The sequence below is a fragment of the Citrobacter sp. KTE151 genome (genome assembly GCF_000398845.1).
GTDB classification, from domain to species: Bacteria; Pseudomonadota; Gammaproteobacteria; order Enterobacterales; family Enterobacteriaceae; genus Citrobacter; species Citrobacter braakii.
In genome coordinates, this window is sequence record NZ_KB976063.1 from 280,715 (window position 1) to 292,272 (window position 11,558).

The window sequence follows — 11,558 nt, forward strand, 5'->3', positions numbered from 1 at the left end:
TAATGAGGGAATTTGAATGAGCTTTTTTATTTCTGATGCGGTAGCGGCAACAGGTGCTCCGGCGCAGGGCAGCCCGATGTCTCTGATTCTGATGCTGGTGGTGTTTGGTCTGATTTTCTACTTCATGATCCTGCGCCCGCAGCAAAAGCGCACCAAAGAACACAAAAATCTGATGAACTCCATTGCGAAAGGCGATGAAGTGCTGACTAACGGTGGTCTGGTGGGTCGCGTGACCAAAGTAGCAGAATCTGGCTACATCGCTATCGCGCTGAACGACACCACTGAAGTGGTTATTAAACGTGATTTCGTAGCTGCCGTTCTGCCGAAAGGCACCATGAAGGCGCTGTAATTTATTGTTTTCCCAAAGGGAACTGCCGTGTTAAACCGTTATCCTTTGTGGAAGTATGTCATGCTGATCGTCGTTATTGTCGTCGGTCTGCTCTATGCGCTTCCCAACCTGTATGGTGAGGATCCGGCTGTTCAAATCACTGGCGTGCGCGGTGCCGCCGCCAGTGAGCAAACGCTGATCCAGGTCCAGAAAACGTTACAAGAAGATAAAATCACACCTAAGTCTGTGGCTCTGGAAGAGGGTGCTATTCTTGCGCGCTTCGACTCCACTGATACCCAACTGCGCGCTCGTGAAGTGTTAATGGGCGTATTGGGCGATCAATACGTCGTGGCGCTTAACCTTGCACCGGCAACTCCACGCTGGCTGGCAGCCATTCACGCAGAACCGATGAAACTCGGTCTTGACCTGCGTGGCGGCGTTCACTTCCTGATGGAAGTGGATATGGACACCGCGCTAAGTAAGTTGCAGGAACAAAATATCGATAGCCTGCGCAGCGATCTGCGTGAAAAAGGCATTCCTTATACTACTGTTCGCAAAGAAGATAACTACGGTCTGAGCATCACCTTCCGTGATAGCAGCGCCCGTGATGAAGCTATCTCTTACCTGAGCAAGCGTCACCAGGATCTGGTTATTTCCAGCCAGGGCAGCAATGCTCTGCGTGCGGTGATGACCGATGCGCGCCTGAGCGAAGCCCGTGAATACGCGGTACAGCAGAACATCAACATTCTGCGTAATCGTGTTAACCAACTGGGTGTTGCTGAGCCGGTGGTCCAACGTCAGGGTGCTGACCGCATTGTGGTCGAACTGCCAGGCATTCAGGATACCGCGCGTGCGAAAGAAATTCTGGGCGCTACCGCGACGCTGGAATTCCGTCTGGTGAACACCAACGTTGACCAGTCTGCTGCGGCATCCGGGCGTGTACCGGGTGATTCGGAAGTGAAACAGTCTCGTGAAGGTCAGCCGGTTGTGCTGTACAAACGCGTGATCCTGACCGGTGATCATATCACCGACTCCACTTCCAGCCAGGACGAATACAATCAGCCGCAGGTTAACATCTCGCTGGATAGCGCGGGTGGTAACATCATGTCCAACTTCACCAAGGACAACATCGGTAAGCCGATGGCGACCCTGTTCGTGGAGTACAAAGACAGCGGTAAAAAAGATGCCAACGGTCGCGCAGTGCTGGTGAAACAGGAAGAGGTGATTAACATCGCCAATATCCAGTCTCGCCTGGGCAACAGCTTCCGTATCACCGGTATTAACAACCCGAACGAAGCGCGTCAGCTTTCTCTGCTGTTACGTGCCGGTGCGTTGATTGCGCCGATTCAGATTGTTGAAGAACGTACCATCGGTCCTACCCTGGGTATGCAGAACATTAAACAGGGTCTGGAAGCGTGTCTGGCCGGTCTGGTGGTGTCTATTCTGTTCATGATCTTCTTCTATAAGAAGTTCGGTCTGATCGCGACCAGTGCGCTGATTGCTAACCTGGTACTGATTGTCGGTATTATGTCGCTGCTGCCGGGCGCTACGCTGAGTATGCCGGGGATTGCGGGGATCGTCTTAACCCTAGCCGTCGCGGTCGATGCGAACGTACTGATTAACGAACGTATCAAAGAAGAGTTGAGTAACGGGCGTTCGGTGCAGCAGGCCATCAATGAAGGTTATGCGGGTGCATTTAGCTCCATCTTTGATGCGAACATTACGACGCTGATTAAGGTCATTATCCTGTACGCAGTTGGCACCGGGGCAATTAAAGGGTTCGCGATTACTACCGGTATTGGTGTGGCGACGTCGATGTTTACCGCGATTGTCGGTACACGTGCCATCGTAAACCTGTTGTATGGCGGCAAGCGCGTCAAAAAGCTGTCAATCTGAGGAGTGCGAAGTGGCACAGGAATATACTGTTGAACAATTGAACCACGGCCGTAAAGTCTGGGACTTTATGCGCTGGGACTACTGGGCTTTCGGCATTTCAGGTTTCCTGCTGATTGCGGCCATCGTGGTGATGGGCGTACGCGGGTTTAACTGGGGTCTCGATTTCACCGGTGGTACGGTAATTGAAATCACGCTGGAAAAACCGGCCGATATGGACGTGATGCGCGATGCGCTGGAGAAAGCGGGCTTTGTTGATCCGCTTCTGCAGAACTTCGGCAGCAGCCACGACATTATGGTGCGTATGCCGCCAACTGAAGGCGCAGACGGCGGTCAGGTGCTGGGCAGCAAAGTGTTGAGTGTGATTAACGAATCCACCAACCAAAACGCCGCGGTGAAGCGAATTGAATTCGTGGGTCCGAGCGTGGGTGCAGATCTGGCGCAAACCGGTGCAATGGCGCTGATGGCGGCGTTAATATCCATCCTGGTGTACGTCGGTTTCCGCTTTGAGTGGCGACTGGCGGCAGGGGTAGTTATCGCTCTGGCGCACGACGTGATTATCACACTTGGGATCCTGTCGTTGTTCCATATCGAGATTGATCTGACTATCGTCGCATCGTTGATGTCGGTAATCGGTTACTCGCTGAACGACAGTATCGTCGTATCTGACCGTATTCGTGAAAACTTCCGCAAAATTCGTCGCGGTACGCCTTACGAAATCTTTAACGTGTCATTGACTCAGACGCTGCACCGTACGTTGATTACGTCCGGTACGACGTTGATGGTTATTCTGATGCTGTTCCTGTTCGGTGGTCCGGTACTGGAAGGCTTCTCGCTGACGATGCTGATCGGTGTTTCCATCGGTACTGCATCTTCTATCTACGTAGCATCGGCGCTGGCGCTGAAGCTGGGTATGAAGCGTGAGCACATGCTGCAGCAGAAGGTTGAGAAAGAAGGGGCGGATCAACCGTCAATTCTGCCTTAAACTATTAAGAGTGAAGATACTGGAATCCCGATCGCAAGGTCGGGATTTTTTTTGCCTGTGATTTGGTAGCAGTCCATTATCTTTTCCGGTCGCCATACTACTGACAGTATGCTGTCAGTAGCCCTGTCTTATAGTCCTTCTGAGATTACCCACACAGGCAGGAGGAAGTATGAATAACGTAATTAGCTGGTTTGAAATCCCCGTGGCACAAATGGAGCGCGCCATTGCTTTTTATGAGCCAGTGATGCAGGTTTCTTTGCGTCGTGAGAATATGGACAGCGCGGAGCTGGCCGTATTTCCACATCAGGATCCTGCTCCCGGCGGGGCGCTGGCTAAATTTGACGGTATTACGCCTTCAGCGCAGGGCGCTATTATTTATCTGCATACGGACGATTTGGCTGCAACGCTTAAACGCGTCGCCACCGCTGGCGGTCAGTGCGTGTTTGGTCCGCTCGAACTGGGGCAGGATATTGGCACTATTGCGCTGTTTACTGACAGCGAAGGCAATCGTGTTGGTTTACATCAACCCGCGTAATATTTTCAGGACTGAGGATTAAAATGACCAGACGCGCCGACCGCTTGTTTCAGATTGTACAAATCCTGCGTGGCAGGCGAGTGACAACGGCGGCGCTGCTGGCAGAACGTCTTGAGGTTTCTGAACGGACGATTTATCGCGATATCCGCGATCTCTCTTTATCCGGCGTGCCCATTGAAGGTGAAGTGGGCAGTGGATACCGCTTAATGGCGGGGTTTGATCTGCCGCCGTTGATGTTAACGCATCGCGAATCAGAAGCGTTAATGGTAGCGATTCGGTTGCTGAAAACATGGGGCGGGGATTCACTCTCACAGGCGCTGGAATCCGCGCAGGAAAAAGTGCTGGCGATATTGCCGCCAGAGTGTCGGCGCAGAGCCGAGCAAACGCGGGTTTTCGCGCCAGATTTTGGCAATCAGCCGCATTCACGCAGTGCTTTTGATCTCATACATCGCGCGGTTTCGGCGCAGCAGGTGCTGGCGCTGCATTATCGCGACGAGTCCGGGAATCTCTCCTGGCGCGACGTTCAGCCGCTGGGGTTATTTTTCTGGGGTGAGCACTGGTTGCTGGTTGCCTGGTGCGAGAAACGTAACGATTATCGCTGCTTTCGCGTTGATCGGTGTCTGAAGATCACGCCGCTCGACAGGCATTTTCGTGAATCTGCAGATCGCTCGCTAAGTGATTTTTTACGTAAAGTACGCTGTGAAGACCAGCTATAAAAAAGCCAGCGGTTAAGCTGGCTTGTCTGCGATAAATTGGCAGGATTAGAAGTTGTAACCTACGACCAGGTAACCACCCCAACCGGTAGAACGGACGTTAAAGTTGCCTTTATTGAAGTTCAGCTCTGCATCATCATTCCATTGACCCCCGTTGTGCCAGTAACGAGCGACGACGGAATAATGCCAGTGATCGTAATTCAGCGCCAGAATATGGCTGGAAGCGATAGAGTTGTTAGTACGCGCTTTATTGCCATTAAGATCGGAGAAATCATCGTCGCCCAGATCGGATCCCCAATCGAAGTTGGTAAAGCCAATGTAGCTAAGATTACCGCCCCACAGTTCAGTGATTGGTACAAAATATTTCACTTTGAAACGATAGCCGTCCCACTCGTTTTCGTTGGCTGCACCGTAGTTCTGCCACTGATATTTGGCATACACGTTAAGAGACAGGCTCATCGGCAGACCGGTATCGATATCGGTACCCAGACCCATATACCAGGTGCTCTGGCGGCCATCTTTGTTACGACCCATATCGTAGATGTAGTTATTGGCGAAGTACCACTCTTTGAATGGACCGAAGCTCAGGTCGGTGCCGGTCAGTTTATCGATGGAGAAGCGCGGTTCAATTTCCATAAACAGCGGAGAACCGTGGTTCCAGATACCTTTCGCATCAGTGTTACCACCAAAGAAGACAGGTGCATCCATGTAACCATAGAAATCGAACCAATCTTTTTTCGCAAAAGCTTCATATTCCAGGTAGGTATCGTTGCGAATCTGCGGTCCGAAACGGGTGTGGTAGCTTCCCACTACGTTGACGCTCTGGTGCCACCAGTCGGACAGATATTGCGGTTTGTCATTTTCTGCAGCGTTGGCAGTAAAAGACGAGGAGAGCGCCAGCACTGCACCGGCTGCAAGTAATGTTTTTTTCATATGTATGCCACTGTTTGAAATCCCTTTCGGGAGTGAAAAAGGCGCAAATTGCGTTTCTAAATATTTCGTGTTTCTTCGGAGCCTATTATAAAAATCATTGTTCACAAAAATATGTGTTGTTTCACAGTTCTATCATTTACGTAATCGATTGCGTTCACGTTTGCTTACTTTAGGCGGCGAATTGTACTGGCTCCCATGAATGTTGCCAAGTTTTACCAGAAATATCGGTTATGTCAGGTGAGTAACAAAACGGGCCGGAGTGATGTTGCGGAACGCACAAAACGTCCCGCAAAAAAGTTTATTGATTAACAGGCTGGATGTCGTGGATACGAACAAATCTTAACTGGTCCGGAGAGAGGCCATTTATCTGCAGCGGAATGTCTACGTCGCTGGGAGCAAGGATACTTGCCGGGGCCGTTACCAATTGGTTCTGAACGTTCGTTTCCTGATAGTTATCCGTGGTGCCCTGAATTTGTCCATACTCGACGGTGGCGCTAAAGGCGGGTAAAGGCGTAGTGGATTCACCCTGAATACGTAATGTAAGCCGCGTGCCGTCGGCGTTCGGCGCAATATTGACAAGTGACATCCGTAACATGCCAATCTGGCTGTCCAGTCGGGCTGGTGTATTGGAACCCGGCAGCAGATAGGCTCCGCTGGTTGATTTGGCATTCAACATATTTTGTTGTGTAATTTTTACCGTTTCCTGATTTAGCTGTGTCATCTCTTTATTCAACGTGCTAACGCTTTGACGCATCTGGCGTACTTCGCTTTGCTGTGCGCATGCGCTAAGACTAAAGAGACTTCCCACCAGGAGAATTCTTAGGTAACGTCTTGTCATTGTGATTACTTCCTTCATTGTCGCGATAGCATAATGGTAGTGCGCACCGAGCACGAAGGCATCGATCCTTTGTCTCAAAAGCGCTGCGCCTTTGTTGTCACGCCAGTTCAGGGTAAAATAGATTTCTGTTAACCACTGAGGACAGGACGCCGTATGCATTGCCCATTCTGTTTCGCCGTAGACACTAAGGTAATTGACTCTCGTCTTGTAGGCGAGGGCTCCTCAGTACGCCGCCGTCGGCAGTGTCTGGTCTGTAACGAACGTTTCACCACTTTTGAAGTGGCTGAACTTGTCATGCCACGCGTTGTGAAAAGCAACGATGTGCGTGAACCCTTTAATGAAGATAAGCTGCGCAGCGGCATGCTCAGAGCGCTTGAGAAACGTCCGGTCAGCTCAGATGACGTCGAAATGGCGTTGAACCATATCAAATCACAACTGCGTGCGACTGGCGAGCGTGAGGTGCCGAGCAAGATGATCGGCAACCTGGTGATGGAGCAGTTGAAAAAACTCGATAAAGTCGCCTACATCCGCTTTGCCTCGGTTTACCGGAGTTTCGAAGATATCAAAGAATTTGGCGAAGAGATTGCTCGCCTACAGGACTAAGCCATGCAGGATGAATTGTACATGGCGCGCGCGCTGAAGCTTGCTGCGCGCGGACGTTTTACCACTCACCCCAATCCCAACGTGGGCTGCGTGATTGTCAAAGATGGGGAGATCGTCGGTGAAGGGTATCATCACCGCGCGGGTGAACCGCATGCCGAAGTCCACGCTCTGCGCATGGCTGGAGAAAAAGCGCAAGGGGCGACTGCCTATGTAACGCTTGAACCCTGCAGCCATCATGGTCGTACCCCCCCGTGCTGCGATGCGCTGATTGCCGCAGGCGTGTCACGTGTGGTTGCAGCGATGCAGGATCCCAATCCGCAGGTAGCAGGTCGTGGTCTCTACCGTTTGCAACAGGCGGGCATTGACGTCAGTCACGGGCTGATGATGAGCGAGGTTGAGCAGCTTAATAAAGGCTTTCTCAAGCGTATGCGTACGGGATTCCCCTACGTGCAGCTTAAACTTGGTGCGTCGCTTGATGGGCGTACGGCGATGGCCAGTGGTGAAAGCCAGTGGATAACCTCGCCACAGGCGCGTCGCGATGTGCAACGATTACGGGCGCAAAGCCACGCCATCTTAACCAGCAGCGCTACGGTGTTGGCTGACGACCCTCAGCTTACCGTGCGTTGGTCGGAACTTGGGGAGTCAACCCAGGCGAGTTACCCGCAGGAAAATCTGCGCCAGCCTATCCGCATTGTTGTTGATAGCCAGAATCAGGTCACGCCGGAACACCGTATTGTGCAACAGCCTGGAGAAACCTGGATTGCCCGGACAAAAGATGATCCTCGTAGTTGGCCGGAGACGGTGCGCAGCCTGAAGGTGCCGGAACATAACGGGCACCTGGATCTGGTGGTGCTGATGATGCAACTGGGCAAGCAGCAAATTAACAGCATTTGGGTTGAAGCAGGTCCAACGCTTGCGGGCGCGTTATTACAGGCCGGACTGGTCGATGAGCTAATCGTGTATGTTGCGCCTAAACTGTTAGGCAGCGATGCACGAGGATTATGTGTGCTTCCAGGCCTTGAGAAACTGGCTGACGCCCCCCATTTCAAATTCAACGAAATACGCCATGTAGGTCCGGACCTTTGCCTGCATTTAGTGGGCGCATGATCTCCCGGTTCGAAAGGGAAGCAGCGCACAGATTATTATGATAAAATCCGCCCCCCTGCGGGGTCTAGTGAATCCGAAGGAAGAATATGAACATTATTGAAGCTAACGTTGCTACCCCGGACGCTCGCGTCGCCATCACCATTGCGCGTTTCAACAACTTTATCAATGACAGCCTGCTGGAAGGTGCGATCGACGCCCTGAAACGTATTGGTCAGGTTAAAGATGAAAACATTACCGTCGTTTGGGTTCCGGGCGCGTATGAGCTGCCGCTGGCAGCCTCAGTACTTGCAAAATCCGGTAAATACGACGCGGTGATTGCGTTAGGTACGGTGATTCGTGGTGGCACCGCGCACTTCGAATATGTGGCTGGCGGTGCAAGCAATGGCCTGGCGCATGTCGCTCAGGACAGTGGCATTCCGGTAGCCTTCGGTGTTCTGACCACCGAAAGTATTGAACAAGCCATCGAACGTGCTGGCACTAAAGCTGGCAACAAAGGCGCAGAAGCTGCACTGACTGCACTTGAAATGATTAATGTATTGAAAGCCATCAAGGCCTGATTTTTGTAAGGGGAAATCCGTGAAACCTGCTGCTCGTCGCCGCGCCCGTGAGTGTGCCGTCCAGGCGCTCTACTCCTGGCAGTTGTCCCAGAACGACATCGCTGATGTTGAATACCAGTTCCTGGCGGAACAGGACGTAAAAGATGTCGACGTTCTGTATTTCCGTGAACTGCTGTCCGGGGTGGCGACTAACAGCGCGTACCTGGATGGATTAATGAAGCCTTATCTGTCTCGTCTGTTGGAAGAGCTGGGTCAGGTAGAAAAAGCCGTGCTGCGTATTGCGCTGTTTGAACTGTCTAAACGTAGTGATGTGCCGTACAAAGTGGCCATCAACGAAGCGATTGAACTGGCGAAAACCTTCGGCGCTGAAGACAGCCATAAATTCGTGAACGGCGTACTGGATAAAGCAGCACCTGTGATTCGCCCCAACAAAAAGTAATCCCGAGGCCGGCTGGATGGTGGAACTTGTTTCCGCTGCCCCCGGCTTTTTCTTTTTTTTCTGCTGAGGCATAACGTATGGCATGCGGCGAATTTTCCCTGATTGCCCGTTATTTTGACCGCGTAAGAACGTCTCGTCTTGATGTCGAAACCGGTATTGGTGACGATTGCGCACTTCTGAACATCCCTGAAAAACAAACGCTGGCGATCAGCACCGATACGCTGGTGGCAGGCAACCACTTCCTCCCCGACATTGATCCCACCGATCTCGCCTGGAAAGCGCTGGCGGTGAATTTGAGCGATCTGGCGGCGATGGGAGCCGATCCTGCGTGGCTGACGCTGGCGCTCACACTGCCTGACGTCGATGAAGTCTGGCTTGAAGCCTTCAGCGATGGCCTGTTTGAACTCCTTAATTACTATGATATGCAGCTGATAGGTGGTGACACCACGCGTGGGCCACTGTCGATGACGCTGGGTATCCACGGCTACGTCCCTGTTGGACGGGCCTTAAAACGCTCCGGTGCGAAACCGGGGGACTGGATTTATGTGACCGGTACGCCGGGCGACAGCGCGGCCGGGCTGGCGATTTTGCAGGATCGCTTGCAGGTGGCAGATGCAAAAGACGCAGACTATCTGCTTAAACGTCATCTGCGTCCAACACCGCGTATTTTGCAGGGACAAGCCCTGCGCGATCTGGCCAGTGCGGCTATCGATATTTCCGACGGCCTGATTTCCGATCTGGGGCATATCGTCAATGCCTGCGGCTGTGGGGCGCGGGTTAACGTCGATGCGTTGCCATACTCTACGGCATTTGCCCAACACGTTGAGCCGGAACAAGCCCTGCGCTGGGCGCTTTCGGGTGGTGAAGATTATGAGTTATGCTTTACCGTACCGGAAATTAACCGTGGCGCACTGGACGTGGCGCTGGGGAATCTCGGCGCATCGTTTACCTGCATTGGGCAGATGAGCGCGGACGTGGAAGGCATTCACTTTACGCGCGACGGAAAACCCGTCACGTTCGACTGGAAAGGATATGACCATTTTGCCGCGCCTTAAAAAAGATGTCGCCAAAAGTCGCCTGAGTATGCGCAATCCGTGGCACCTGTTGGCCACCGGTTTTGGCAGCGGGCTGAGCCCAATTGTTCCAGGCACGATGGGATCGCTGGCGGCGATCCCTTTTTGGTATTTAATGACGTTTCTGCCGTGGCAGCTGTATTCACTGGTGGTCATGTTGTCTATCTGTATCGGCGTTTATCTGTGCCATCAAACGGCGAAAGATATGGGCGTGCACGATCACGGTAGCATTGTCTGGGACGAGTTTGTCGGGATGTGGATAACCCTGATGGCGCTGCCGACCCACGACTGGCAGTGGGTCGCCGCCGGATTTGTGATTTTCCGTATTCTGGATATGTGGAAGCCGTGGCCGATCCGTTGGTTCGATCGCAACGTGCATGGCGGTACGGGGATCATGATTGATGATATTGTGGCCGGAATACTCTCCGCCGGAATTTTGTATTTTATCGGCCATCACTGGCCGGTAGGTATCATTTAAATGGGCTTGCCGGATGGCAGCGTAAACGCCTTATCCGGCCTGGAAACACGATGGCGGTTTCGTAGGCCCGATAAGCGTAGCGCCATCGGGCAATGCCAGATTATTTAAATCCGACCACCGGATGCTGTTTGTACGGCGTTTCCAGCTCGGCAATCTGCTCTGGCTTCAGCGTCAAATCCACCGCATTAAGTAACTCATCCAACTGTTCCTCGCGCGAAGTGCCGATAATCGGCGCTGCCACCCCCGGTTTGCTCAGCAGCCAGGCCAGCGCAACCTGCGCACGCGTTACGCCTAATTCCTCACTGACACCGGTCAGCCGCGCGGCAATTTGCGCGTCGTTTTCATCGCTCTCACGGTATAAATTTTTACCGACTTCATCAGAAACCAGACGTGCGGTCGTTTCTCCCCAGGGGCGCGTCAGGCGACCACGCGCCAGCGGACTCCATGGGATCACCGCGACGCCTTCCTGATAGCAAAGCGGCAGCATTTCGCGTTCTTCCTCACGGTAGATCAGGTTGTAGTGATCCTGCATGCTAACGAACTGCGCCCAGCCGTGTTGTTTCTGTAAGGCCAGCGCCTGAGCAAACTGAGACGCGTGCATGGATGAGGCGCCAATATAGCGAGCTTTACCGGCTTTCACTACGTCGTTAAGGGTTTCCAGCGTTTCTTCGATAGGCGTATTGTAATCCCAGCGGTGAATTTGCAGGATGTCCACATAGTCCATACCCAGGCGTCTGAGGCTATCGTCGATTGAGCGCAAGATTTGTGCGCGGGATAATCCTTCCGCTAAATCATCAACCTGGTGAAAAACCTTGGTGGCGACCACGACATCTTCGCGGCGGGCGAAATCACGCAGTGCGCGGCCGACAATCTCTTCGCTGCTGCCAGCGGAGTAGCTGTTGGCGGTATCAAAAAAGTTAATGCCGCCTTCAAGAGCGTGTTTGATTATCGGGCGGCTGCTTTCTTCTGGTAGCGTCCAGGCGTGATTGCCGCGATTGGGCTCGCCAAACGTCATGCAACCCAGGCAAAGGCGGGAGACCCGTAGGTCGGTTTTTCCTAAGGTGTTGTATTTCATT

14 protein-coding genes are annotated in these 11,558 nt (G+C 52.7%); 11 read left to right on the plus strand and 3 right to left on the minus strand.

What is annotated here, in order from left to right; translation table 11 throughout:
* Nucleotides 1-16: 16 nt before the first annotated feature.
* From yajC to WC7_RS19965, 5 genes are all read left to right on the plus strand, one after another.
* Nucleotides 17-349 carry a preprotein translocase subunit YajC gene (gene yajC / locus WC7_RS19985; RefSeq protein ID WP_003021544.1) on the plus strand — a complete coding sequence of 111 codons (333 nt, stop codon included), beginning with the start codon at nt 17-19 and terminating at the stop codon, nt 347-349.
* Nucleotides 350-376: 27 nt separating this feature from the next.
* Entirely contained in the window at nt 377-2,224 is a 1,848-nt protein-coding gene (gene secD, locus WC7_RS19980; protein WP_003021547.1) for a protein translocase subunit SecD, read from the plus strand.
* A 10-nt stretch (nt 2,225-2,234) separates the two neighbouring features.
* Entirely contained in the window at nt 2,235-3,206 is a 972-nt protein-coding gene (gene secF / locus WC7_RS19975; RefSeq protein WP_003021550.1) for a protein translocase subunit SecF, read from the plus strand.
* Nucleotides 3,207-3,375: 169 nt separating this feature from the next.
* Nucleotides 3,376-3,741: a VOC family protein gene (locus tag WC7_RS19970; protein ID WP_016152028.1), complete on the plus strand. Its 366-nt coding sequence runs from the start codon at nt 3,376-3,378 to the stop codon at nt 3,739-3,741.
* Between the two features lie 23 nt (nt 3,742-3,764).
* A complete protein-coding gene (locus WC7_RS19965; RefSeq protein WP_016152029.1) occupies nt 3,765-4,457 on the plus strand; it encodes a helix-turn-helix transcriptional regulator in 693 nt (230 codons plus the stop codon).
* A gap of 45 nt (nt 4,458-4,502) precedes the next feature.
* Here the strand turns inward: WC7_RS19965 and WC7_RS19960 are convergent, their stop codons facing one another.
* Together WC7_RS19960 and WC7_RS19955 are read right to left on the minus strand one after the other, a co-directional pair.
* Nucleotides 4,503-5,387: a nucleoside-specific channel-forming protein Tsx gene (locus WC7_RS19960; RefSeq protein ID WP_016152030.1), complete on the minus strand. Its 885-nt coding sequence runs from the start codon at nt 5,385-5,387 to the stop codon at nt 4,503-4,505.
* Nucleotides 5,388-5,685: 298 nt separating this feature from the next.
* On the minus strand, nt 5,686-6,225 hold the full coding sequence (locus WC7_RS19955) for a SadB/YajI family lipoprotein (RefSeq protein ID WP_016152031.1): 540 nt from the start codon (nt 6,223-6,225) through the stop codon (nt 5,686-5,688).
* Nucleotides 6,226-6,378: 153 nt separating this feature from the next.
* Between WC7_RS19955 and nrdR the strand changes: the two genes are divergently transcribed.
* The 6 genes from nrdR (at nt 6,379) to pgpA (ending at nt 10,482) form a co-directional block, all read left to right on the plus strand.
* Nucleotides 6,379-6,828, plus strand: a complete 450-nt coding sequence (nrdR, locus tag WC7_RS19950; protein WP_016152032.1) for a transcriptional regulator NrdR — start codon at nt 6,379-6,381, stop codon at nt 6,826-6,828.
* A 3-nt stretch (nt 6,829-6,831) separates the two neighbouring features.
* On the plus strand, nt 6,832-7,935 hold the full coding sequence (gene ribD / locus WC7_RS19945) for a bifunctional diaminohydroxyphosphoribosylaminopyrimidine deaminase/5-amino-6-(5-phosphoribosylamino)uracil reductase RibD (RefSeq protein WP_016152033.1): 1,104 nt from the start codon (nt 6,832-6,834) through the stop codon (nt 7,933-7,935).
* 86 nt (nt 7,936-8,021) lie between these two features.
* Nucleotides 8,022-8,492 carry a 6,7-dimethyl-8-ribityllumazine synthase gene (ribE, locus tag WC7_RS19940; protein WP_016152034.1) on the plus strand — a complete coding sequence of 157 codons (471 nt, stop codon included), beginning with the start codon at nt 8,022-8,024 and terminating at the stop codon, nt 8,490-8,492.
* 19 nt (nt 8,493-8,511) lie between these two features.
* On the plus strand, nt 8,512-8,931 hold the full coding sequence (gene nusB, locus WC7_RS19935; RefSeq protein ID WP_000801129.1) for a transcription antitermination factor NusB: 420 nt from the start codon (nt 8,512-8,514) through the stop codon (nt 8,929-8,931).
* 77 nt (nt 8,932-9,008) lie between these two features.
* Entirely contained in the window at nt 9,009-9,986 is a 978-nt protein-coding gene (gene thiL / locus WC7_RS19930; protein WP_016152035.1) for a thiamine-phosphate kinase, read from the plus strand.
* Nucleotides 9,964-10,482, plus strand: coding sequence for a phosphatidylglycerophosphatase A (gene pgpA, locus WC7_RS19925; RefSeq protein ID WP_016152036.1), 519 nt, complete (start codon nt 9,964-9,966; stop codon nt 10,480-10,482). Before thiL ends, pgpA begins: the two co-directional genes overlap by 23 nt.
* 100 nt (nt 10,483-10,582) lie before the next feature.
* Here the strand turns inward: pgpA and yajO are convergent, their stop codons facing one another.
* Entirely contained in the window at nt 10,583-11,557 is a 975-nt protein-coding gene (gene yajO / locus WC7_RS19920; protein WP_016152037.1) for a 1-deoxyxylulose-5-phosphate synthase YajO, read from the minus strand.
* Nucleotide 11,558: the final 1 nt, after the last annotated feature.

Excerpts from the sequence above, each read along its gene's own strand:
- ribD (WP_016152033.1), top strand. The coding sequence starts at position 6,832 with ATGCAGGATGAATTGTACATGGCGCGCGCGCTGAAGCTTGCTGCGCGC.
- WC7_RS19960 (WP_016152030.1), bottom strand. The coding sequence starts at position 5,387 with ATGAAAAAAACATTACTTGCAGCCGGTGCAGTGCTGGCGCTCTCCTCG.
- ribE (WP_016152034.1), top strand. The coding sequence starts at position 8,022 with ATGAACATTATTGAAGCTAACGTTGCTACCCCGGACGCTCGCGTCGCC.
- yajC (WP_003021544.1), top strand. The coding sequence starts at position 17 with ATGAGCTTTTTTATTTCTGATGCGGTAGCGGCAACAGGTGCTCCGGCG.
- WC7_RS19955 (WP_016152031.1), bottom strand. The coding sequence starts at position 6,225 with ATGACAAGACGTTACCTAAGAATTCTCCTGGTGGGAAGTCTCTTTAGT.
- pgpA (WP_016152036.1), top strand. The coding sequence starts at position 9,964 with ATGACCATTTTGCCGCGCCTTAAAAAAGATGTCGCCAAAAGTCGCCTG.
- yajO (WP_016152037.1), bottom strand. The coding sequence starts at position 11,557 with ATGAAATACAACACCTTAGGAAAAACCGACCTACGGGTCTCCCGCCTT.
- WC7_RS19970 (WP_016152028.1), top strand. The coding sequence starts at position 3,376 with ATGAATAACGTAATTAGCTGGTTTGAAATCCCCGTGGCACAAATGGAG.
- nrdR (WP_016152032.1), top strand. The coding sequence starts at position 6,379 with ATGCATTGCCCATTCTGTTTCGCCGTAGACACTAAGGTAATTGACTCT.
- thiL (WP_016152035.1), top strand. The coding sequence starts at position 9,009 with ATGGCATGCGGCGAATTTTCCCTGATTGCCCGTTATTTTGACCGCGTA.
- WC7_RS19965 (WP_016152029.1), top strand. The coding sequence starts at position 3,765 with ATGACCAGACGCGCCGACCGCTTGTTTCAGATTGTACAAATCCTGCGT.